The 21978-nt window shown below is 58.9% G+C and carries 19 protein-coding genes; 11 read left to right on the top strand and 8 right to left on the bottom strand.

Translation table 11 applies throughout. The features are described 5' to 3' along the window. Positions 1 to 235 precede the first annotated feature (235 nt). From KGB29_RS21885 to KGB29_RS21870, 4 genes are all read right to left on the bottom strand, one after another. The gene (locus tag KGB29_RS21885) at positions 236 to 1228 is read right to left on the bottom strand and encodes an AraC family transcriptional regulator (protein WP_090452197.1); all 993 of its coding nucleotides are present in this window, start codon (positions 1226 to 1228) and stop codon (positions 236 to 238) included. A 175-nt stretch (positions 1229 to 1403) separates the two neighbouring features. Further along, positions 1404 to 2408: an asparaginase gene (locus KGB29_RS21880; protein WP_150812707.1), complete on the bottom strand. Its 1005-nt coding sequence runs from the start codon at positions 2406 to 2408 to the stop codon at positions 1404 to 1406. Between the two features lie 167 nt (positions 2409 to 2575). Next, positions 2576 to 4027 carry an alanine/glycine:cation symporter family protein gene (locus tag KGB29_RS21875; RefSeq protein WP_090452195.1) on the bottom strand — a complete coding sequence of 484 codons (1452 nt, stop codon included), beginning with the start codon at positions 4025 to 4027 and terminating at the stop codon, positions 2576 to 2578. Positions 4028 to 4559: 532 nt separating this feature from the next. Further along, positions 4560 to 5984, bottom strand: coding sequence for an aspartate ammonia-lyase (locus KGB29_RS21870; RefSeq protein ID WP_046038891.1), 1425 nt, complete (start codon positions 5982 to 5984; stop codon positions 4560 to 4562). A gap of 180 nt (positions 5985 to 6164) precedes the next feature. Here KGB29_RS21870 and KGB29_RS21865 point away from each other — a divergent pair, with 180 nt between their 5' ends. Then, the gene (locus tag KGB29_RS21865) at positions 6165 to 7076 is read left to right on the top strand and encodes a LysR substrate-binding domain-containing protein (RefSeq protein ID WP_090452193.1); all 912 of its coding nucleotides are present in this window, start codon (positions 6165 to 6167) and stop codon (positions 7074 to 7076) included. Between the two features lie 63 nt (positions 7077 to 7139). On the opposite strand, the gene KGB29_RS21860 is transcribed toward KGB29_RS21865, so the two are convergent. Next, positions 7140 to 7703 (bottom strand): hypothetical protein, encoded by a 564-nt coding sequence (locus KGB29_RS21860; RefSeq protein WP_154909772.1) that lies wholly within the window; start codon positions 7701 to 7703, stop codon positions 7140 to 7142. A gap of 66 nt (positions 7704 to 7769) precedes the next feature. After that, complete coding sequence (locus KGB29_RS21855; protein WP_154860874.1) at positions 7770 to 8444, bottom strand: hypothetical protein; 675 nt, start codon at positions 8442 to 8444, stop codon at positions 7770 to 7772. Between the two features lie 430 nt (positions 8445 to 8874). On the opposite strand from KGB29_RS21855, the gene purE reads away from it, so the two are divergent. From purE to KGB29_RS21835, 4 genes are all read left to right on the top strand, one after another. Further along, the gene (gene purE, locus KGB29_RS21850; RefSeq protein ID WP_046038893.1) at positions 8875 to 9366 is read left to right on the top strand and encodes a 5-(carboxyamino)imidazole ribonucleotide mutase; all 492 of its coding nucleotides are present in this window, start codon (positions 8875 to 8877) and stop codon (positions 9364 to 9366) included. A gap of 11 nt (positions 9367 to 9377) precedes the next feature. Then, positions 9378 to 10460 carry a 5-(carboxyamino)imidazole ribonucleotide synthase gene (locus KGB29_RS21845; protein WP_150812712.1) on the top strand — a complete coding sequence of 361 codons (1083 nt, stop codon included), beginning with the start codon at positions 9378 to 9380 and terminating at the stop codon, positions 10458 to 10460. 107 nt (positions 10461 to 10567) lie between these two features. After that, on the top strand, positions 10568 to 10813 hold the full coding sequence (locus KGB29_RS21840; RefSeq protein WP_150812713.1) for a GlsB/YeaQ/YmgE family stress response membrane protein: 246 nt from the start codon (positions 10568 to 10570) through the stop codon (positions 10811 to 10813). Positions 10814 to 10900: 87 nt separating this feature from the next. Further along, positions 10901 to 11437 (top strand): DUF3299 domain-containing protein, encoded by a 537-nt coding sequence (locus tag KGB29_RS21835; RefSeq protein ID WP_090452186.1) that lies wholly within the window; start codon positions 10901 to 10903, stop codon positions 11435 to 11437. A 132-nt stretch (positions 11438 to 11569) separates the two neighbouring features. Here the strand turns inward: KGB29_RS21835 and KGB29_RS21830 are convergent, their stop codons facing one another. Continuing rightward, positions 11570 to 12469 carry a D-hexose-6-phosphate mutarotase gene (locus KGB29_RS21830; RefSeq protein WP_154909774.1) on the bottom strand — a complete coding sequence of 300 codons (900 nt, stop codon included), beginning with the start codon at positions 12467 to 12469 and terminating at the stop codon, positions 11570 to 11572. Positions 12470 to 12538: 69 nt separating this feature from the next. After that, positions 12539 to 12943, bottom strand: coding sequence for an acyl-CoA thioesterase (locus KGB29_RS21825; RefSeq protein WP_007942704.1), 405 nt, complete (start codon positions 12941 to 12943; stop codon positions 12539 to 12541). A 362-nt stretch (positions 12944 to 13305) separates the two neighbouring features. Between KGB29_RS21825 and KGB29_RS21820 the strand changes: the two genes are divergently transcribed. The 6 genes from KGB29_RS21820 (at position 13306) to phoU (ending at position 21887) form a co-directional block, all read left to right on the top strand. Then, positions 13306 to 14604, top strand: coding sequence for an MFS transporter (locus KGB29_RS21820; RefSeq protein ID WP_154860876.1), 1299 nt, complete (start codon positions 13306 to 13308; stop codon positions 14602 to 14604). Positions 14605 to 14847: 243 nt separating this feature from the next. After that, on the top strand, positions 14848 to 15849 hold the full coding sequence (locus KGB29_RS21815; protein ID WP_057712721.1) for a phosphate ABC transporter substrate-binding protein PstS: 1002 nt from the start codon (positions 14848 to 14850) through the stop codon (positions 15847 to 15849). A 422-nt stretch (positions 15850 to 16271) separates the two neighbouring features. After that, positions 16272 to 18305: an ABC transporter permease subunit gene (locus tag KGB29_RS21810; RefSeq protein WP_191626083.1), complete on the top strand. Its 2034-nt coding sequence runs from the start codon at positions 16272 to 16274 to the stop codon at positions 18303 to 18305. A gap of 15 nt (positions 18306 to 18320) precedes the next feature. Further along, a complete protein-coding gene (pstA, locus tag KGB29_RS21805; RefSeq protein WP_150812717.1) occupies positions 18321 to 19991 on the top strand; it encodes a phosphate ABC transporter permease PstA in 1671 nt (556 codons plus the stop codon). A 179-nt stretch (positions 19992 to 20170) separates the two neighbouring features. Beyond that, positions 20171 to 21004 carry a phosphate ABC transporter ATP-binding protein PstB gene (gene pstB / locus KGB29_RS21800; RefSeq protein WP_007971742.1) on the top strand — a complete coding sequence of 278 codons (834 nt, stop codon included), beginning with the start codon at positions 20171 to 20173 and terminating at the stop codon, positions 21002 to 21004. A gap of 121 nt (positions 21005 to 21125) precedes the next feature. After that, the gene (phoU, locus tag KGB29_RS21795) at positions 21126 to 21887 is read left to right on the top strand and encodes a phosphate signaling complex protein PhoU (protein ID WP_057712724.1); all 762 of its coding nucleotides are present in this window, start codon (positions 21126 to 21128) and stop codon (positions 21885 to 21887) included. Positions 21888 to 21978: the final 91 nt, after the last annotated feature.

Here is a 21978-nt window from a genome sequence, read left to right as displayed (position 1 = left end):
TCAAGCACCATGCTGGCAGCATGCAGCTTGAACTCGCGGGTATAGACCTTTCTTTCGTTCATGGAACCTCCAAGTTGGCGAAATCATATCGCCCTTAAGAGGTGTCCGGAATTATTAGGCCAGTTCAAGCTCGCTCCCACAGGTGAGCCTCAGTGCCCGCGATTTTTTTGTAAGACGCATACCCCTTGTGGGAGCGAGCTTGCTCGCGATGGCGGCACATCGGTCACTACAGCCCTCAGGGCCGGAACTGACTCGGCGCTACACCACTCCAGCGCACAAAGGCATGGCGAAAACTCGCGGTCTCGCTGAAGCCCAACGCTTCGGCAATCTGATAGATCGGCAATTGATCCTCGCAAAGCATTTGCTTGGCCTGCTCGAAGCGCAGTTCGTCGAGCAGCTCCTGGTAGCTGCAACCCATGTCCTTGAGATGCCGGCGCAAGGTCCGCGCCGAACAGTTCATTTGCTCGGCCAGCCCCTCCAGCCCGGGCGCGGCATTCAGTTGCGCGCTGAGCAATTGGCGGATCCGCCCGAGCCAGGCCTGGCGCCCGGTGAACTCGATGTTCTGTTTGCGACAACGTTCGGCCATGGCCTGATGGGTGATCACATCGGCCAGCGGCAACGGCTGGTCGAGCCAGCGCTTGTCAAAGGCGAAGGCATTGTTGCGCGCGCCGAAGTGCACAGGGCAATCGAAGTGTTCGGCGTAGCTTGTCTCGTAGTCGGGCGCGGCATGTTCGAAGCGTGCGCCGAGCAAGGGCAAAGGATGGCCGAGCAGGTCGTCGCAGGTGACTTTCAGCGACACCAGGCAGAACTCGGCGTTGAACACCGCCATGGTCGGGCTCTCGCGGTAATCGGCGGCGGCGAACCAGATGCGTTCTCCATCGTCTTCAAGGCTCAGTTCGAAAAGTGTTCCCAGCAGCGCCGGATAACGCATCGCCAGACGCAAAGCGTCACCGAAGGTGGCACTGGTGAGCAAGGCGTAACCGAGCATGCCGTAGCAGGAGACGTGCATCCGCCGGCCCAATTCCAGGCCGATGTCACGCTTGAGCGCGACAGCGTTGGCGCAGACCTGCATTTCCTGATTGGTGGTGATGCGTGTGTCGGCACGGTTCAGATCCGCCGCACTGATGCCGCTTCCGGCCAGCAGTGCTTCGCTGGACAAGCCTTGTGCCTTGAAGGCATCGAGTACCAGGGAGACGGCATTGAGGGTGGTGAGGTGGGAGTGGAGCATGGCAGCTTCCAGCCTTGGGATAGCTGGAGCGCAGCAAGTTGCATGCCGAGGCACAAAACTGTAGGAGCGAGCCTGCTCGCGATGGTCGTGAACGATAACGCTGGCAGCCTGACACCCCGCGGCGATCTCTTGTCCATCGCGAGCAGGCTCGCTCCTACAGGTGTGTTGTGTGGTGTCAGCTCAGTTCGCCGCAGAGGTCGAGTTCAACGAGACGGCGAACCTCGGCAGCTTCGAGTCCGGCTCCCAGCAAGCCATGCAACTTGCCAAACGCCGCCTCACGGGTCATGCCGCCACCGGACAGCACGCCAACGCCACGCAGGCGGCTGCCCGCCTCGTAGACATCCAGCTTCACACCGCCTTCATGGCATTGGGTAACGGCAACCACCACCACGCCATTGTCCCGTGCACGGCCGAGGCTGGCGAGAAACCCGGGGTTGTCGCTCGGCCCGGTGCCGCTGCCGTAGCACTCCAACACCAGGCCCTGAATGCCGCTGTCGAGCAATCCATCCAGCACCTCGGCGCTAATGCCGGGAAACAACGGCAGCACTGCGACGTTCGTCAATTGTTTGGGTTGGTTGTAGTTCAACTGTGTTGGTAGCGAAGGCGCTTTCACACCGCCGCCCTGACGCACCAGTCGCTTGAAGGGATGACGGCCAAAACTGCGCACCTTGGCGCAACGGGTCGGGTCCAGCAGTTCGCCATGGAAGTACAGATGCACGCCCGGCGCCAGGCCCTGGCCCAGCGCAACCAGCGCGCCGCCGAGGTTTTCCCAGGCGTCGCTGTCAGTTACACCTGCCGGCAGCATCGAGCCGGTGAAGCACACGCGGGCATGCAGGCCGAGCAACTGGAAACTCATCGCGGCCGCGCTGTAGGCCAGGGTGTCGGTGCCATGCAGGATCAGCACGCTGTCGCAGCCCTGAACATCCACCGCATCGACCACTGCTTCACGCAACTGCTGCCAGTACGTCGGGGTCATGTTGGCACTGTCGATCAGCGGCGACATTTCACGGAAACGCCATTGCGGTACCACCAGCTCAGGCTGGCTGTGCAGATAGTCACGCATCCGCGCTTCGAAGCCGGACGCCGGGGCCAGGCCGTTGGCGCTGGCCTGCATACCGATGGTGCCGCCGGTGTAGAGCACCATGACGTGCTGAGCGGCGGGATAGGTCGACGAATTCATGAAGATTCTCCGAAAGGAAGAGTTCCTGTGGGAGCGAGCTTGCTCGCGATAGCGGTATGTCAGACATCGCTCTATTGACTGACAGTGCGCCATCGCGAGCAAGCTCGCTCCCACAGTTTTTCGAACTTTAACTGACGGGCGCACGCGATGCGCCCGTCATTCACCTGTCAGCGTTGCGCTGCGGGTACGCCTTGCGGCTCAACTTCAGTCTTGCCGACAGCGGCAGGCGGGTTGGCCGGCCACGCCTGGCGATCCAGATCCAGATCCGGGAACTTGGCGGAGTCGAACACCGGAGTCTTGATCCCGGCGGCGCGTTGGTCATCGTAGTCACGCAGGATGCGCATGCCGACCTTGAACAGCAGGAAGAGCGCGATCAGGTTGACGAACGCGAGCATGGTCATGGTGATGTCGGCGAAAGCGAACACGGTGCCGAGGTTTTCAATGGCGCCCCAGAAAATCAGCACCAGTACCAGCGCGCGATAGCCCATCAGCGCTTTGCGGTTTTCACCGATCAAAAAGCGCAGGTTGTTCTCACCCAGGTAGTAGTTGTAGAGGATCGAGGTGAACACGAACAATGCCAGAGCTACGGAGATGAACATCCGGCCCCAGTCACCGACCACGGCGGCCAGCGAGTTCTGGGTCAGGGCAATACCGTCGCCTTCGAAGCCAGGGGTGTAGAAACCGGAGAGCAGAATCAGCAACGCGGTGCATGTGCAGATCACGAAGGTATCGAGGAACACGCTGAACGCCTGGACCACGCCTTGCGCCACCGGGTGTTCGACCGCTGCAACCGCCGCCACGTTAGGTGCACTGCCCAGACCTGCTTCGTTGGCGAACACGCCACGCTTCACGCCCATGATAATGGCGCTGCCGATCAGGCCGCCGAAAGCCTGGTCCAGACCGAAGGCGCTCTTGACGATGGTCATCAGCATGTCCGGAACCTGGTCGAACTGCAGCACGATCACGTAGATGGTCACGCCGATGTACGCCAGGGTTTTCACCGGCACCAACAGGTCGGCGACCTTGGCGATGCGCTTGATCCCGCCGATGAACACCAGGCCCAGCAGCACGGCCAGGCCGATGCCGGTGTAAGTGGTGTCGAGGCCGAACGCGTTGTTCAGCGAGTGCGTCACAGCGTGGGCTTGCAGGCCGTTGAAGGCGAAGCCGAACGTCACCAGCAACAGGAACGCCATCAGCATGCCCAACCAGCGTTTTTGCAAACCGTGCTGGATGTAATAGGACGGGCCACCGCGGAACTGGCCTTCGGAATCGCAGCGCTTGTAGAGCTGGCCGAGGGAGCATTCGAAGAAGCTGCTGGACATGCCGACCAGCGCGGTCACCCACATCCAGAACACCGCACCTGGGCCACCGAGGGTCACGGCAATGCCGACACCGGCGATGTTGCCCGCACCGACACGGCCGGCGAGGCTGAGCATCAGGGCCTGGAACGAGCTCAGTTGCCCGGCGCTGCTTTTGAGGCTGTCGCGGAACACCGCGAACATGTGGAAGAAGTGACGCAATTGAACGAAACGCGAGCGGATCGTGAAGTAGCTACCGAGCCCGACAATGAGCACGATCAGTACTTTCCCTGAGAGGAAGTCGTTAATGACTTCGAGCATGGATTATTCCTCGCTGTTTTTTGTGTAGGCAACAATGCTGGCCGGACAGACACATCGAGTTACACCCCTTGGCGCACGGCACAATGGGCGGTACGAAGTTCGTCCCGGTTTCATATCGCGGGTTTGTTATTAGTTCGGGTTTCGCATGGGTTGTGGCCTCGCTACCGACGACCGCTCATGCGAAGAGGGGCGGCACTATACCGATGACAGTGCCGTCCGTCTGCACGGTTGTGGTGCGTGCGGTGAAACGAAGCCTTTGAAACACCTGACATTTTTGCTGTCAGGCTATGTGGGAACTGCTCTTGGTGGGAGCGGGCTTGCTCGCGAAAGCGGTGTATCAGACACGTCATTGTTGAATGTGCCACCGCCTTCGCGAGCAAGCCCGCTCCCACATTGGTCAGTCCCCAGACATACGGTTTTCACTGGCAAATGGTTAAAAAAAAGGGCCTGGAGATTGATCTCCAAGCCCTCAAAAGGTGAGAGGTGTCTAGTCCCTCGACCTGGTGAGCGGTGCTACAAGTAATGCGTCGGGTTATGCCTTCAGAGGCACCAGACGCGGAGCAATCATGTTTTCCGGGCGCAGGATGTCGGCGAGCATGGCTTCGTCGAGCAGACCTTCTTCGCGCACCAGTTCCAGCACGCCACGGCCGCTTTCAAGGGCGAGGCCGGCGATGCGGGTGGCATTTTTGTAGCCGATGTACGGGTTCAGCGCGGTGACGAGGCCGATCGAGTGCTCGACCAGTTCACGGCAGCGTGCTTCGTTGGCAGTGATGCCGACGATGCAGTGCTCGCGCAGCATGTCCATGGCACGTTGCAGCAGGCGGATCGAGTCGAAGATCTTGAAGGCGATCAGCGGCTCCATCACGTTCAGTTGCAGTTGGCCGCCTTCGGCCGCGATGGTCAGGGCCAGGTCGTTACCGATGATCTGGAACGCTACCTGGTTGACCGCTTCCGGAATAACCGGGTTGACCTTGCCTGGCATGATCGAGCTGCCTGGCTGACGCGCCGGCAGGTTGATCTCGTTGATGCCGGTGCGTGGGCCGCTGGACAGCAGGCGCAGGTCGTTGCAGATCTTCGACAGCTTGACCGCGGTACGCTTGAGCATGCCGGAGAACAGCACGAAGGCGCCCATGTCGGAGGTGGCTTCGATCAGGTCGGCGGCCGGTACCAGCGGTTGACCGCTGATTACTGCCAGACGCTGAACAGCCAGGTGCTGGTAACGCGGGTCGGCGTTGATGCCGGTGCCGATCGCGGTGCCGCCCAGGTTAACTTCCGTCAGCACTTCCGGTGCCAGAGTCTTCAGGCGTGCGAGGTCTTCACCCAGGGTAGTGGCGAACGCACGGAATTCCTGACCCAGGGTCATCGGAACGGCGTCTTGCAGTTGGGTACGACCCATCTTCAGGACGTGGTTGAATTCTTCACCCTTGGCCGCGAACGCCTGAATCAGGCTGTCGAGGCTGGCGAGCAGAGCGTCGTGACCGAGCAACAGACCCAGACGGATCGCTGTCGGGTAGGCGTCGTTGGTCGACTGCGCCATGTTCACGTCGTCGTTCGGGTGCAGGTACTGATACTCGCCTTTCTGGTGACCCATGGCCTCCAGTGCGATGTTGGCGATGACTTCGTTGGCATTCATGTTGGTCGAAGTGCCAGCACCGCCTTGAATCATGTCCACCACGAACTCTTCGTGGAAGTCGCCGCGGATCAAACGTGCACAAGCTTCGCTGATGGCGGCGTGCTTGGCTTCGCTCAGGTGACCCAACTCACGGTTGGCGTCGGCAGCGGCCTGTTTAACCATGGCCAGACCGACAACCAGTTTCGGGTAGTGCGAAATCGGAACGCCCGAAAGGCGGAAGTTATTCACCGCTCGCAGGGTCTGGATACCGTAATACGCTTGAGCCGGTACTTCGAGGGCGCCAAGCAGGTCATTTTCTGTGCGGAATGATGCAGCGGAGGACATGATGGAAATCATCTCAATATGGACCCGGTCTGTGCCGGAACGCTGTGAATGCTAGGCTTGTGCAGAATTTTGGGCCAATGCTGTTAAGCACTAGCCTATGCACATTCGGCATAATGCCCGTGTGACGCCGGCCTGACGGCGAACGTGTGACCTAAATTGGTGCGTGTCCGGGAGGACGTGATGAATCTGGAAAGCAAATGGCTGGAGGACTTCAGTGCCCTGGCCGCCACCCGCAGTTTCTCCCAGGCCGCCGAGCGGCGTTTTGTGACGCAGCCGGCGTTCAGTCGGCGAATCCGCAGCCTTGAAGCCGCGTTGGGGCTGACCCTGGTCAACCGTTCGCGCACGCCGGTGGAGCTGACGGCGGCAGGGCAATTGTTTCTGGTCACCGCGCGCACCGTGGTCGAACAGCTGGGCGAAGTATTGCGCCATCTGCATCACCTGGAGGGCGGGCAGGGCGAAGTGATGCAGGTCGCTGCCGCGCACTCCCTGGCGCTCGGTTTCTTTCCGCGCTGGATCGCGCAGTTGCGCAACGAAGGTTTGAACATCGCCACTCGGCTGGTGGCGACCAACGTCGGCGACGCGGTGCATGCGCTGCGTGAAGGCGGCTGCGATCTGATGCTCGCGTTCTACGACCCGGACGCCGCGATGCAGATGGACCCGGAAATTTTCCCCTCGCTACACCTTGGTCACACCGAAATGCTGCCGGTGTGCGCCGCCGATGCCGAGGGCAAGCCGCTGTTCGATCTGGAAGGCGAAGGCAGCGTGCCGTTGCTGGCCTACAGCGCCGGTGCGTTCCTCGGTCGTTCGGTGAACATGTTGCTGCGCCAACGGGCACTGCGCTTCACCACTATCTATGAAACCGCCATGGCCGACAGCCTGAAAAGCATGGCCCTTGAAGGCCTGGGCATCGCCTGGGTGCCGCAACTCAGCGTGCGCGCCGAGCTGGCGCGCGGTGAGCTGGTGGTCTGTGGCGGCCCGCAATGGCATGTGCCGCTGGAGATTCGCCTGTATCGGTGTGCGTTGGTGCGCAAGGCCAATGTGCGGTTGTTGTGGCGCAAGTTGGAGGGCGGAGCGGCGGGCTCTGCCTCCTGAGGGTGAAGCGTGATCAAGGCCAATCGAGTTGGCCTTGATCTGTCGAAAACGGCGTCAATCAGATCAAGGGAGCTGATTGAGGTAATTGCGAATGTTCTCTTGGTTTTTCTTGCTGAAGACAAACGCCGACTTTCCTGTGGTTTCGTACATTATCGATTTGTAGGTTCCGTAGTAGGTGGAAACGTTTTCATCGCTATCTTCATGCTCGGCATCGAGCATATGCCCAACCTCATGGGATGCAGTTAATTTCGATGTGATCGAGGCAATTCCTAGCGCACCTTGGCTTTGAGCAATACCCAGCGTTTTTTTATTGATGTCGTCGCGCGTTAATAGCAAATACTTGTTGATAGTGGCATCGTTAGTGTCGCTCTCTTGATTTTTAAGATGGGTAAGGAGAGTGTCTTGAAGTTGACTTATCAAGAGCTCAAAATTTTCGGATTTATAGTTGAAGCTACTTAATGTTGGGGCATCTGAAGGTTGTATTAAAATAACGTCCATTGTACGGCCGGAGATACGTGAAATCGTATCTTCCAGCCAATCGAAATACTCTTGATGCAGCCAGTCTTCGTTAATATTGTTCAGGTCTTCGTGCAAGAAGACGGTAAGCTTGATCGGTCGTTTTGACATAATATAATCCATTGGTTTTTCAAGTCATAAATGGCTCGAGTTGAAATTGGGGGGGGCGTTGAAGTTTCAATACAGGCTGTCTACATAGTCCTTGATGCGCTTTCGATTTGCGTCGCTAAATACCATGCAATTCGACCTGAGTTGCAGGGGTGGGAGCATGAAGGTTTCGCACCACCAACCGTCATACAAAACTTCGCCATCTTCATGATCGGCGTTGAAGGTGTGCCCCAGTTCATGGCCGATCCCTTGCTTTAAATCAAGAGACGCAATGGCGGCTCTTCCCGGTTGTGCATCCGCGATACCTCCAACGCCTCCGAAAAAGGGATGGCCGTTAATCATATCGTTAGTGATCAAAAGCACTCTGTCGTTGCCAGACACTCGAAATTCCTTATCATCATTTCTTTTCTTTCTGTATTGCCAGGCAAGTTCACTCCACTCCTTTATTACTTTCTCTTGGTCGGAACTTCTGTATTTGAAGTTACTGTATGGGGCTATGTATTCATCAAAAACCACATGGGCCTTGCGCCCGGTGATGCTTTGAAACTCTTCAATGAAAGGATGAATGTAATCACCATATATGCTGTCTCTTTTTGATTTCGGTATGTCGTCATGGAAGATGAAGTAAATCCGAATTGGATCGAGGCGGTCATCTTTCAATGGCGGGCTGTCGTTAGCGTGAATATTGAGGCTCAAAAGTAATGCAGCTATAAAAGTCATGAATTTCATCAATGGGTTTTGCATTCCGATATCTCATTGTGAATCCGCCTTCAAACTATGTGAGGGGATTTGACGCATCTATAAATGGGTTGGTGCGATTATTAAAAATAACTGTCGTGCAGTTATATAACATCCGGCGCGTGGGTTTGCTTTTGATAGTGTTTTAAAAAGTATTGCGCAGGGCAGTGATCGAAGTTTATTGGTTTGAAGTTGTTAGTGATCTTCGAGGCTTCATTACTAACTAAAATTCTTGACCTTCAAATCAATAAAACCGCTGTTTGGCCCCAGATGACAGATGGTCGCGACAGGGGCTGTTTATCTGTCGTATTGCGGTATACTGCGCGGCCTTCGGCCGGTTACGACCGGCCATAATTCGTACAATCAAGCCACGCATCCTGCGTGGCTTGTTGTTTTTTGATGCGCCTGCGGGCGCCCAGAGAGAAGAGGCACGACGATGAGTGCATTGGTTGGCGTGATCATGGGCTCCAAGTCCGATTGGTCCACCCTTAGCCACACCGCCGATATGCTGGAAAAGCTCGGCATCCCTTACGAGGTGAAGGTGGTTTCTGCCCACCGCACCCCGGACCTGCTGTTCCAGTACGCTGAAGAAGCGGAAGCGCGTGGCATCGAGGTGATCATCGCCGGTGCTGGCGGCGCAGCCCACTTGCCAGGCATGTGTGCGGCCAAGACCCACCTGCCGGTGCTGGGCGTACCGGTGCAGTCGGCAATGCTTTCGGGGGTTGATTCGCTGCTTTCCATTGTGCAGATGCCGGCGGGCATTCCGGTCGCCACCCTGGCCATCGGCAAGGCGGGCGCGATCAACGCGGCGCTGCTGTCGGCGAGTATCCTTGGCGCCAAGCACCCGCAGTTCCACGCGGTGCTGAAAACCTTCCGTGCTGAGCAGACAGACAGCGTCCTGGACAATCCAGACCCACGCATCGCCTGAGGTTGTTGACGATGAAGATCGGTGTAATCGGTGGCGGCCAGTTGGGTCGCATGTTGGCGCTGGCGGGCACTCCGCTGGGCATGAACTTCGCTTTCCTGGACCCGGCTCCGGATGCTTGCGCAGCCGCGTTGGGCGAACACCTGCGAGCCGATTACGGCGATCAGGATCACCTGCGCCAGCTGGCCGATGAAGTCGATCTGGTGACCTTCGAGTTCGAAAGCGTTCCGGCCGAGACCGTGGCTTTCCTGTCGCAATTCGTCCCGGTCTATCCGAGCGCCGAAGCGCTGCGCATCGCCCGCGATCGTTGGTTCGAGAAGAGCATGTTCAAGGACCTGGGGATTCCTACCCCGGCGTTCGCCGACATTCAGTCCCAGGCTGATCTGGACGACGCCGTGGCTTCCATCGGCCTGCCGGCGGTGCTGAAGACCCGTACCTTGGGTTACGACGGCAAGGGTCAGAAAGTCCTGCGCACGCCAGAAGATGTGGTTGGCACCTTTGCCGAGCTGGGCAGCGTGGCCTGTCTGCTGGAAGGCTTCGTGCCGTTCACCGGTGAAGTCTCGCTGATCGCCGTGCGTGCCCGCGACGGTGAAACCCGCTTCTATCCGCTGGTACACAACACCCACGACAGCGGCATCCTCAAGCTGTCCGTGGCCAGCACCGATCACCCGCTGCAAGCCTTGGCCGAAGACTACTCCAGCCGTGTGCTCAAGCAACTGGATTACGTCGGCGTGATGGCGTTCGAGTTCTTTGAAGTCGACGGTGGCCTCAAGGCCAACGAAATCGCCCCGCGAGTGCACAACTCCGGGCACTGGACCACCGAAGGCGCCGAGTGCAGCCAGTTCGAAAACCACCTGCGGGCCGTTGCCGGTCTGCCGTTGGGTTCGACGGCCAAGGTCGGCGAAAGCGCGATGCTCAACTTCATCGGCAAAGTGCCTGAGACCGAGAAGGTCCTGAGCATCGCCGATTGCCATCTGCATCACTATGGCAAGGCGTTCAAGGTCGGTCGCAAGGTCGGTCACGCCAACCTGCGTTGTGCGGATCGCGAAACGCTGACCGCGCAGATCCTCAAGGTCGAAGCGCTAATCGCCGAATAGTTTCATGTGGCAGCGGCGGAACCATTCAGGGACCGCCGTTCTCTCATGGCAGGATGCCAAAGTCTGACTAGGCTTTGGCATGACCACTCCATATTGAGGGAAATGCCATGGGAATTATCGGAACCATCTTTATCGGCTTGATTGTCGGCCTGTTGGCGCGGTTCCTGAAACCGGGCGATGACAACATGGGCTGGATCATGACCATCCTGCTCGGTATCGGCGGTTCGCTGGCGGCCACTTACGGTGGCCAGGCTCTGGGCATTTATCAGGCTGGTCAAGGCGCAGGCTTCATCGGTGCGCTGGTGGGCGCCGTTGTGTTGCTGGTGATCTACGGACTGATCAAAAAGAACTGATCCAGGCGACAAAGTCCTCTCGGTCGCACAAGCCGGGAGGGCTAGAATGCTCGGCGTTTTCTGATCACTCCTATACCGAGCACTTTCATGCGCCGTCTTCTGCTGACTTTACTTTTATTGGGAACGGGCCTTGCCCATGCTGGCGAGCTGCCGGAAACCGACTGGCTCGAATTGATGCCCAAGTCGGACCAGAAGGCCCTCGAGGCCATGCCTGAAATCGACCACAACTCCCCTGAGGCCAATGGCACTTTCACCGACAAGGGTGGGATGAAGCAGGCCAAAGGCTTGCCGGCGGTGATGTACTCGACCAAGACCGTTGCGTCGATGAACGACAAGAACATCCGCATTGGCGGTTACCCCGTGCCGCTGGAGTCCGATGCCAAGGGCCGCAGTACGTTGTTCTTCCTGGTGCCGTACCCGGGCGCGTGCATCCACGTGCCGCCGCCGCCGCCCAACCAACTGGTGCTGGTGCGCTATCCAAAGGGCCTGAAACTGAACGATATCTACACGCCGCTGTGGGTCACCGGCACGCTGAAGGTCGAGAAGGTCAGCAATGACTTGGCGGATGCGGCGTATGCGCTGGATGCGGCGACGGTGCGGGTGGTGAAGGAATCGGATCTGTAACGCGCCACTCAAGCCAGCATAAACCCAATGTGGGAGCGGGCTTGCTCGCGAAGAGGCCGTAACATTCAACATCATCGTTGACTGGTACACCGCCTTCGCGAGCAAGCCCGCTCCCACATCAGTTTTGTGGTGTTAGAGCGATTTGCTGGCGATGCTCACGCCCAAGGTATGGCTGGCACCTGGTGCCAGGTTCACCACATCACCCATCACGTTCGCCGTCTCGATGCACAGCATGCGCTGCCAACCGTCGTCGGCCATGTCGCTGAATGCAGCGGCGCGGTCGATCCACGGGTTCCAGATCACCGCCGTACGCGATCCACAGCTGGTCAGTTCGATGCGTCGCTCCCAGGCCGGATCGACGATGCTCAGCAGTGGCGGGGCATCGAGATAGATGCGGTCGGTTTCGCCGGTAAAACGCAGATCACCGGTCTGGGTTACGGCTTTCCAGTTATCCAGGGTTTCGATGTACTTGAGACCGCCCACACCTTCGACATGCACCTCGCGCACATCGCTGACGGCAAAGTAACTGTGCAGCGCCTGGCTGATGCTGACGGTTTCAGCGCCCCGGTTATGGCTGGTCAGGTGGATGTGCAACTGCTCGTCGAGGCGAATGCTCAGCTTCAAGTCCACCTGGTGCGGCCAGCCAGGAAAGCCGCCGTCGGGGTAGGGCAGGAGGAATTCGACTTTCAGGCTTTCGCCTTCGGCTTCGATGCCGCCCAGCTCCCAATCCATCGCTCGCACGAAGCCGTGAGCCGACGGCGCTTCATTGCTGACGCGCATCGCCTGCACGCTTTGCGGGTTACGGTCGAAGACGCCGAACCACGGCCAGCACACCGGCACGCCGGCACGGATGCTCTTGCCGGTCTTGAACACGGCCTCGTCATTGAGCCAGATCAGTGGCGGCTGGCCGGCCAGTTGATAACTGAGGATGTGCGCGCCTTGCTGGGCCACCAGTAATTCAGCCTGACCGTGGCGAATACGCCAACAGTTCAGTTCATCCAGTTTTACGGCTTCAACATTGGGCGTGCTCATGGGACAGCTCTCGATCAGTAACGTGGACGACTATCGACCGCAAAACGGCTACCAGGTTTAGAAGTTCTTTCAGCGAGCCCGGGGTGGAACCGAACGGGTGCGACCGCTGCCGTCGATGGCAACGAACACAAACACCGCTTCGGTTACTTTACGCCACTCGCTGGACAGTGGGTCGTCGCTCCAGACCTCGACCATCATCTTGATCGAGCTGCGGCCGATTTCCAGGGCCTGGGTATAAAAGGAGAGCTGAGCGCCCACCGCCACCGGAACCAGAAACGCCATGCGGTCGATTGCAACGGTGGCAACGCGTCCGCCGGCGACCTTGCTGGCCATCGCGGTGCCTGCCAAATCCATCTGCGCCACCAGCCAGCCGCCGAAAATATCGCCAAAGCCGTTGGTTTCGCGTGGGAGCGCGGTGATTTGCAAGGCCAGGTCGCCTTGCGGGATCGGATCTTCTTGTTCGAGTTCTATCATGCCGGGGGGCCTCTGACCCGTGACTCTTCGTTGGTATTGCTGGTGGTAGCCGTCTTCGGGAAAAACGATTCAGCACCGAACATACTACGTTCGTCACGTTTTCCATCAGGCGCCTAAAGGGAAACTCTGCGAAATCGCCTATGAACCTGACAGGCGCTTTCGCACAGCAACCCCTCAAAAACCGGAGCAGGCTTTGAGTATATCGGTCGGTAGACTCCGCGACGACCGTCCGGTTCTCATTTTGACTGTCAAAAATGCACCTCTATGTGCTTTTTCGAACAATTTGCTATCGTGCCGGACCTGCCCAAACCTCAGCCAGCGTTGTTGAGGTTGCAGATCCGACTATAAGAGAAGCCCTTGCCATGACCACAGCGCCCTCGAGCATCGCGCAGCCAGATCAACCCGCACGTCCGCTGACGCGCAACGACTACAAGACTCTATCGCTGTCTGCCCTGGGCGGCGCGCTGGAGTTCTACGATTTCATCATCTTCGTGTTCTTCGCCACGGTGGTGGGCAAGTTGTTCTTCCCGGCGGACATGCCTGAGTGGCTACGCCTGATGCAGACCTTCGGCATCTTCGCCGCCGGCTACCTGGCTCGACCGCTGGGTGGCATCGTGATGGCGCACTTCGGTGACCTGCTGGGCCGCAAGAAAATGTTCACTCTGAGCATTTTCATGATGGCGGTGCCGACCTTGATCATGGGTTTGCTGCCGACTTATGCGCAGATCGGCATGTGGGCGCCGATCCTGTTGCTGTTGATGCGGGTGATCCAGGGCGCGGCCATTGGCGGTGAAGTGCCGGGGGCATGGGTCTTCGTTTCCGAACACGTGCCGCAACGGCATATCGGCTATGCCTGCGGGACCCTGACCAGCGGCCTGACGGCGGGCATCCTGCTTGGTTCGCTGGTCGCCACGGCGATCAACAGTATCTACACCCCGGTGGAAGTAGCGGATTACGCCTGGCGAATTCCGTTCCTGCTGGGTGGCGTGTTCGGTCTGTTCTCGGTGTACCTGCGTCGCTGGCTGCACGAAACCCCGGTGTTCGCCGAGCTGCAACAGCGCAAGGCCCTGGCCGAAGAAGTGCCGCTGCGTGCGGTGTTGCGTGACCATCGTGGCGCCATCGCCATTTCGATGCTGCTGACCTGGCTGCTGTCGGCCGCCATCGTGGTGTTGATCCTGATGACACCGACTGTGTTGCAGACGGTCTATCACTTCTCGCCAACCACGTCCCTGCAGGCGAACAGCGTGGCGATCGTGTTCCTGAGTTTTGGTTGCATCATTGCCGGCGCACTGGCCGATCGCTTCGGTGCGGGACGAGTCTTCGTGATCGGCTGTACCGCATTGCTGGCCAGTTCCTGGACCTTCTACCACAGCCTGGCCGATCATCCCGACTGGCTATTCCCGATGTATGCCCTGACCGGTCTGCTGGTCGGCACCATCGGCGCGGTGCCGTATGTGATGGTCAAGGCGTTCCCGCCGGTGGTGCGTTTCAGCGGCCTGTCGTTCTCCTACAACGTCGCCTACGCGATTTTCGGTGGTCTGACGCCGATGATCGTCAGCCTGTTGCTCAAGGAAAGTGCGATGGGGCCTGCTTATTATGTGGCCGTGTTGTGCGGGGTCGGGATTCTGGTGGGGGCCTGGCTCTGGAAGAGGGGGCGTTAAGCCAGCCCTTTGTATCGATATCACTGACGCCTTCGCGAGCAAGCCCGCTCCCACAGGGGATCTGTGTTCACCGCAGATCCCCTGTGGGAGCGGGCTTGCTCGCGAAGAACGATAACGCTGTATCCCTTCAAAACATCGAATAATGGCCTTTCATCCAATTGTCATATTTCAGCCATAGAGTGTTCACACGGCCTGCTGATACTTGGCCCCGACTTAACACACCCTATCTGCTAGGAGTAAGGCATGAAACTGAAGCGTTTGATGGCGGCAATGACTTTTGTCGCTGCTGGCGTTGCGACTGCCAACGCGGTTGCCGCTGTTGACCCTGCTATCCCGAGCTACACCAAGACCACTGGTGTGTCGGGCAACCTGTCCAGCGTCGGCTCCGATACCCTGGCCAACCTCATGACCCTCTGGGCTGAGAACTACAAAAAAGAATACCCGAACGTAAACATCCAGATTCAGGCCGCCGGTTCTTCTACCGCGCCACCTGCGTTGACCGAAGGCACCGCTAACCTGGGCCCGATGAGTCGCAAGATGAAGGACAACGAGCTGCAGGCCTTCGAAACCAAATACGGTTACAAGCCAACCGCTATTCCGGTTGCCGTGGATGCCTTGGCCGTATTCGTACACAAGGACAACCCGATCAAGCATATGACCATGGAACAGGTCGATGCGGTCTTCTCGTCCACCCGTCTGTGCGGCGGCAAAGCCGACGTCAAAACCTGGGGTGACCTGGGTGTGACCGGCGACCTGGCCAACAAGCCGGTTCAGCTGTTCGGTCGTAACTCGGTATCCGGCACTTATGGCTACTTCAAGGAAGAAGCCCTGTGCAAAGGTGACTTCAAGCCAAACGTCAACGAACAGCCAGGCTCGGCTTCGGTTGTGCAGTCGATCAGCTCCTCGCTGAACGGCATCGGTTACTCGGGTATCGGTTACAAGACTGCCAGCGTGAAGACGGTGGCCCTGGCCAAGAAAGGCAGCACCGAGTTTGTTGAAGACACTGAAGAAAACGCCCTGAACGGCAAGTACCCGCTGTCGCGCTTCCTGTACGTGTACGTCAACAAAGCCCCGAACAAGCCTTTGGCTCCGCTGGAAGCTGAGTTCGTGAAGCTGGTTCTGTCCAAACAGGGCCAGGAAGTTGTGGTGAAAGACGGCTACATCCCACTGCCAGCCAAGGTTGCTGCAAAAGCACTGGCTGACCTGGGTCTGGCGGAAGGCGGCACTGCAGTCGTAAAAAAGTAACAAATTGAGTCCGGGGTGAACCCTTCCGGACTCAAGTAAAAGGCCGGATCTGCTTGCAGGCCGGCCTTTTACACACCTCAAATTTTCGATCCTCTGCCAGTCCCGCTGGCGGTGGATTTGGTGCGTCACTGCATTGTCATCTTTCTGTCATACAGGATCGCTAGGGTGAGCGCATGAATGATCTGGCCAATTCCAACATGACTACTAATCCCCCCAAGCGAATTGACTTCAATACGCCTGAGCTGCAACGCAAGCGCCGCATTCGCGCGCTCAAAGATCGCTTCACCCGTTGGTACGTCCTCATCGGCGGCCTGGCGGTGCTGGCAGCCATCACCCTGATCTTCTTCTTCCTCGCCTATGTTGTTGCGCCGCTGTTCCAGGGTGCCGACCTGACCGCGAAAGAGTCCATTACCCCGGCCTGGATGCAGGACGCTGGCAAGCCACTGATGATCTCGCTCGAAGAGCAGAATCAGGTAGCCATGCGCGTTTCCGACAAGGGCCAGGCGTTGTTCTTCGATATCGACAGTGGCGCTGAATTGAAGCGCGTCGATCTGTCGATCCCGGCCGGCACCACCGTGACCTCCATCGGTGAAGACCAGCCAGGTCACCCGCTGGTGGCCGTAGGTCTGTCCAACGGTCAGGCCCTGGTGTTCCGTCACACCTATAAAGTCAGCTACCCGGAAGGCAAGAAAACCATCACCCCGGCCGTCGAGTACCCGTACGGCGAAACGCCAATCGCGGTCAACGAAGCCGGCGGTGCGCTGGAACACGTCAGCCTCAACGCCAATGATTCGACCCTGATGCTGGTCGGCTCCACCGGTTCGCAACTCAATGTTCTGTCGCTGACCAGCGAAGAGAACATGATGACCGGCGAAATCACCAACGAGCAGAAACGCATCGAACTGCCGCAAATGACCGAGCCGGTGAAGAATATTTTCGTCGACCCGCGTCAGCAGTGGCTTTACGTGGTCAACGGGCGTGCCCAGGCCGACGTGTTCAGCCTGCGCGACAAGAGCCTCAACGGTCGCTACAAACTGCTTGAAGACGGTGAGGCTCAAGTCACCGCCAGCACCCAACTGGTGGGCGGCATCTCGCTGATCATCGGTGACTCCAAAGGCGGCCTGGCCCAGTGGTTCATGGCGCGCGACCCCGATGGCGAGCAACGCCTGAAGCAGATCCGCACCTTCCAGATGGGCACCACGCCTATCGTTGAAATCACCGCCGAAGAGCGCCGCAAGGGCTTCGTTGCCCTCGACGCTTCCGGCAAGCTTGGCGTGTTCCACAGCACTGCCCACCGCACCTTGCTGGTGGAGCCGGTCGCAGAAGGCCAAGGCGTTTTCGGTCTGTCGCCGCGCGCCAACCGCGTGATCGTGGAAGCCGGTGGCAAGTTGCACCCGCTGCTGCTCGACAACCCGCACCCGGAAGTCTCGTGGAGCGCGCTGTGGAGCAAGGTCTGGTACGAGAACTACGACGAGCCTAAATACGTCTGGCAATCGACTGCCGCCAACACCGACTTCGAACCCAAGCTGAGCCTGTCGCCGCTGACCTTCGGTACCCTGAAAGCCGCGTTCTACGCCATGCTGCTGGCCGCTCCACTGGCCGTTGCCGCTGCGATCTACACCGCGTACTTCATGGCTCCTGGCATGCGCCGCAAGGTCAAACCGGTGATCGAGCTGATGGAAGCGATGCCGACGGTGATCCTCGGTTTCTTCGCCGGCCTGTTCCTCGCGCCCTATGTTGAAGGGCATTTGCCGGGCATCTTCAGCCTGCTGATGTTGCTGCCGATCGGCATCCTGGTCGCCGGTTTCACCTTCAGCCGCCTGCCTGAGTCGATCCGCCTGAAAGTCCCGGATGGCTGGGAAAGTGCGCTGCTGATTCCGGTGATCCTGTTCGTAGGCTGGTTGTCGTTGTACATGAGCCCGTTCATGGAGAACTGGTTCTTCGGTGGCGACATGCGCATGTGGATCTCCCACGACCTGGGCATCACCTACGACCAGCGCAACGCCCTGGTAGTGGGCCTGGCCATGGGCTTCGCGGTCATCCCGAACATCTACTCCATCGCCGAAGACGCCGTGTTCAGCGTGCCTCGCGGCCTGACCCTCGGCTCCCTGGCCCTCGGTGCCACGCCGTGGCAGACCATGACCCGCGTGGTGATCCTCACCGCGAGCCCGGGCATCTTCTCGGCGCTGATGATCGGCATGGGCCGTGCGGTCGGTGAAACCATGATCGTGTTGATGGCTACCGGTAACACCCCGGTCATGGAAATGAACCTGTTCGAAGGCCTGCGCACCCTGGCGGCCAACGTCGCAGTGGAAATGCCCGAATCGGAAGTCGGCGGCAGCCACTACCGCGTGCTGTTCCTCTCGGCGCTGGTGCTGCTGTTGTTCACCTTCGTCATGAACACCCTCGCAGAACTGATTCGTCAGCGTCTGCGCAAGAAATACTCGTCGCTTTAAGAAAGGTAGAAGTCTGTGAAACAGAACTCCCTGAAAGGATGGTTCAAGAGCGGCGCCCCCGGCGTCTGGATCAGCGGTGGCGCGGTGTCCATCGCGGTCATCATGACCATTGGCCTGCTGGCAGTGATTGCCGTGCGTGGCCTGGGTCACTTCTGGCCGGCGGATCTGATCCACGCCAGCTATGACGTGCCGGGCCAGGGCCAGCATCTGGTCGTCGGTGAGGTGGTGCAGAAAGAAGAAGTGCCGCGCGCCCGTCTGAAAAGTGCCGGTCTGCCGGTGCCTGATCAGGGCCCGGAATTCATGACCCGCGAGCTGATCAAGGTCGGCAACCGTGATCTGAACGGCAACGACTTCACCTGGGTCGTCGGCGAGTGGCTGACCAACCAGACCACCCCGGTCGAGTTGATGGCCATCGAGCGTCGCGAGTGGGGCAACTTTTACGGCTACCTCGTTAACGTCAAACAGGACGGCAAGGTTATCGCCGAGGGGGAAGCGGCATGGCCTGAGCTGCAAGCGCGGATCGACCGCGTGAACAAGCTTGCTGCGCAACTGAAGTCACTGGAAAAGAGTGATATTGGTGCGATCAACGCAGGTCTGGAGCGCATCCGTCTGCACGGCCGCAAGCTGGAGCTGGAAGGTAAACTCGACGCAACCGCACAAGCGGACATGGAATCCGAGCGCGCTGAGCTGAACGCCCGCTATCAGGATATCGAAGCGCGTCTGACTGACTTGCATGCACAGTTCAACCGCGACGCTTTGACAGCCCGCGACGCCAATGGCAAAGAAATCGAAATCGGTCTGGGCAAAGTGGTTCACGCCTACCAGCCGAACGCCATGAGCACCTTCACCAAGATCGGTTTCTATTTCAGCAAGATCTGGGAGTTCCTGTCCGACGACCCGCGTGAAGCAAACACCGAAGGCGGGATTTTCCCGGCGATTTTCGGCACCGTGATGATGACCCTGATCATGGCGATGATCGTGACTCCGTTCGGCGTGTTGGCAGCGGTTTACCTGCGTGAATACGCCAAGCAGAACGCACTGACCCGAATCATCCGCATCGCGGTGAACAACCTGGCGGGTGTTCCGGCGATCGTTTACGGCGTGTTCGGCCTGGGCTTCTTCGTCTATGTGCTGGGCGGCTCGCTCGACCGTCTGTTCTTCCCGGAAGCACTGCCAGCACCGACCTTCGGTACGCCGGGTCTGCTCTGGGCCTCGCTGACCCTGGCGCTGCTGGCGGTACCTGTGGTGATCGTGGCTACCGAAGAAGGCCTGGCGCGGATTCCTCGCACCGTGCGTGAAGGCTCGTTGGCCCTCGGCGCGACCAAGGCTGAAACCTTGTGGAAGATCGTGCTGCCGATGGCCAGCCCGGCGATGATGACCGGCATGATCCTCGCCGTGGCTCGCGCCGCGGGTGAAGTGGCGCCGCTGATGCTGGTGGGTGTAGTGAAACTGGCGCCGTCGCTGCCGGTGGACGGTAACTACCCGTACCTGCACCTGGACCAGAAGATCATGCACCTTGGCTTCCACATTTATGACGTCGGCTTCCAGAGCCCGAACGTCGAAGCCGCGCGACCGCTGGTGTACGCCACGGCGTTGCTGTTGGTGCTGGTGATCGCGACATTGAACCTGTCGGCGGTGTACATCCGTAACCACCTGCGCGAGAAGTACAAGGCGCTGGATAGCTGATTTCCAATGTGGGAGCGGGCTTGCTCGCGAAAGCGGTGGGTCAGGCAACATTGATGTTGAATGTGCCGGCCTCTTCGCGAGCAAGCCCGCTCCCACACTGGACCGCGTCCACCGGAATATTGATGGGAACTGCAATAAGCAGCGTTCCGAACCGAATTTGTTAGCACAGGGAGCCTCCCATGCAGCACGAAGCACATACCCACGGCATCAACATGTCGGCGCTGGGTCGCGACAAACAGAGCCTGAACCTCGAGCAGGAAACCGTAGCCATCGAAGTGCCGGGCCTGAGCCTGTTCTACGGCGAAAAACAAGCGCTGTACGACGTCAGCATGAACATCCCGAAACAGCGCGTGACCGCCTTCATCGGCCCGTCCGGCTGTGGCAAGTCCACGCTGCTGCGTACCTTCAACCGTATGAACGACCTGGTTGACGGCTGCCGCGTTGAAGGCGAGATCAACCTGTACGGCAACAACATCTATCGCAAGGGCGAAGACGTGGCCGAGCTGCGTCGTCGCGTCGGCATGGTGTTCCAGAAGCCGAACCCTTTCCCGAAAACCATCTACGAAAACGTGGTTTACGGCCTGCGCATCCAGGGCATCAACAAGAAGCGCGTCCTCGACGAAGCCGTCGAGTGGGCGTTGAAAGGCGCGGCACTGTGGGACGAGGTCAAGGACCGTCTGCACGAGTCGGCACTGGGTCTGTCCGGTGGTCAGCAGCAACGTCTGGTGATCGCCCGCACCATTGCTGTGGAACCGGAAGTACTGTTGCTCGACGAACCGTGCTCGGCACTCGACCCGATCTCCACGCTGAAAGTCGAAGAGCTGATCTACGAACTGAAATCCAAGTTCACCATCGTGATCGTGACCCACAACATGCAACAGGCCGCGCGGGTGTCCGACTACACCGCGTTCATGTACATGGGCAAGCTGGTCGAGTTTGGCGACACCGATACCCTGTTCACCAATCCGGCGAAGAAGCAGACCGAAGACTACATCACTGGTCGGTATGGCTAGTTGAGGCCGCCGCGAGCTACAAGCTGCATGCGGCAAGAAAGAAGCGGTGCGATTCCAGGACTTGTACATAACTGCTTGAAGCTTGCAGCTTGAAGCTTGCAACTTTCGCGGAGCGAAAAAGATGATTAGTAAAGAAGGCCTTACCCACCACATTTCCGCGCAATTCAACGCCGAGCTTGAAGAGGTGCGCAGCCACCTCCTGGCCATGGGCGGGCTGGTGGAAAAGCAAGTCAACGACGCGGTGACCGCGCTGATCGAGGCCGACTCCGGCCTGGCCCAGCAGGTGCGCGAGATCGACGACCAGATCAACCAGATGGAACGCAACATCGACGAAGAATGCCTGCGCATTCTGGCCCGTCGTCAGCCGGCTGCGTCCGACCTGCGCCTGATCATCAGCATTTCCAAATCGGTGATCGACCTGGAGCGCATCGGTGACGAAGCGACCAAGATCGCCCGTCGTGCCATCCAGCTGTGCGAAGAAGGCGAAGCGCCGCGCGGTTACGTCGAAGTGCGTCACATCGGCGACCAGGTGCGCAACATGGTCCGCGATGCACTGGACGCCTTTGCCCGTTTCGACGCCGAACTGGCCTTGTCGGTGGCGCAGTACGACAAGATCATCGACCGCGAATACAAGACTGCCCTGCGTGAGCTGGCTACCTACATGATGGAAGATCCGCGTTCCATTTCGCGGGTTCTGAGCATTATCTGGGTGCTGCGTTCGCTGGAGCGTATCGGCGACCACGCGCGCAATATCTCGGAGCTGGTGATCTACCTGGTACGCGGCACCGACGTGCGGCACCTGGGTCTCAAGCGCATGAAAGAAGAAGTCGAAGGAACAACCGGCGAAAGCGCTAATGTTCCGGGCAAAACTGACGATAAGTAAGGTTGCCCAAGTAAAGCGCCCGGCCTTTTGGCCGGGCGTTTTTGTTTGAGCTTCACGAATTCGAAAAGCAGCACCCCGCGAACGAAAAGTC

Origin of the sequence: Pseudomonas sp. BF-B-30, from assembly GCF_019956305.1 — a bacterium.
GTDB classification, from domain to species: Bacteria; Pseudomonadota; Gammaproteobacteria; order Pseudomonadales; family Pseudomonadaceae; genus Aquipseudomonas; species Aquipseudomonas jessenii.
This window is presented reverse-complemented; position numbering and strand designations above follow the sequence as displayed.

Coding starts and splice junctions, on each gene's coding strand:
- KGB29_RS21885 (WP_090452197.1), bottom strand. CDS start 1,228: ATGCTCCACTCCCACCTCACCACCCTCAATGCCGTCTCCCTGGTACTC.
- KGB29_RS21880 (WP_150812707.1), bottom strand. CDS start 2,408: ATGAATTCGTCGACCTATCCCGCCGCTCAGCACGTCATGGTGCTCTAC.
- KGB29_RS21875 (WP_090452195.1), bottom strand. CDS start 4,027: ATGCTCGAAGTCATTAACGACTTCCTCTCAGGGAAAGTACTGATCGTG.
- KGB29_RS21870 (WP_046038891.1), bottom strand. CDS start 5,984: ATGTCCTCCGCTGCATCATTCCGCACAGAAAATGACCTGCTTGGCGCC.
- KGB29_RS21865 (WP_090452193.1), top strand. CDS start 6,165: ATGAATCTGGAAAGCAAATGGCTGGAGGACTTCAGTGCCCTGGCCGCC.
- KGB29_RS21860 (WP_154909772.1), bottom strand. CDS start 7,703: ATGTCAAAACGACCGATCAAGCTTACCGTCTTCTTGCACGAAGACCTG.
- KGB29_RS21855 (WP_154860874.1), bottom strand. CDS start 8,444: ATGCAAAACCCATTGATGAAATTCATGACTTTTATAGCTGCATTACTT.
- purE (WP_046038893.1), top strand. CDS start 8,875: ATGAGTGCATTGGTTGGCGTGATCATGGGCTCCAAGTCCGATTGGTCC.
- KGB29_RS21845 (WP_150812712.1), top strand. CDS start 9,378: ATGAAGATCGGTGTAATCGGTGGCGGCCAGTTGGGTCGCATGTTGGCG.
- KGB29_RS21840 (WP_150812713.1), top strand. CDS start 10,568: ATGGGAATTATCGGAACCATCTTTATCGGCTTGATTGTCGGCCTGTTG.
- KGB29_RS21835 (WP_090452186.1), top strand. CDS start 10,901: ATGCGCCGTCTTCTGCTGACTTTACTTTTATTGGGAACGGGCCTTGCC.
- KGB29_RS21830 (WP_154909774.1), bottom strand. CDS start 12,469: ATGAGCACGCCCAATGTTGAAGCCGTAAAACTGGATGAACTGAACTGT.
- KGB29_RS21825 (WP_007942704.1), bottom strand. CDS start 12,943: ATGATAGAACTCGAACAAGAAGATCCGATCCCGCAAGGCGACCTGGCC.
- KGB29_RS21820 (WP_154860876.1), top strand. CDS start 13,306: ATGACCACAGCGCCCTCGAGCATCGCGCAGCCAGATCAACCCGCACGT.
- KGB29_RS21815 (WP_057712721.1), top strand. CDS start 14,848: ATGAAACTGAAGCGTTTGATGGCGGCAATGACTTTTGTCGCTGCTGGC.
- KGB29_RS21810 (WP_191626083.1), top strand. CDS start 16,272: ATGCAGGACGCTGGCAAGCCACTGATGATCTCGCTCGAAGAGCAGAAT.
- pstB (WP_007971742.1), top strand. CDS start 20,171: ATGCAGCACGAAGCACATACCCACGGCATCAACATGTCGGCGCTGGGT.
- phoU (WP_057712724.1), top strand. CDS start 21,126: ATGATTAGTAAAGAAGGCCTTACCCACCACATTTCCGCGCAATTCAAC.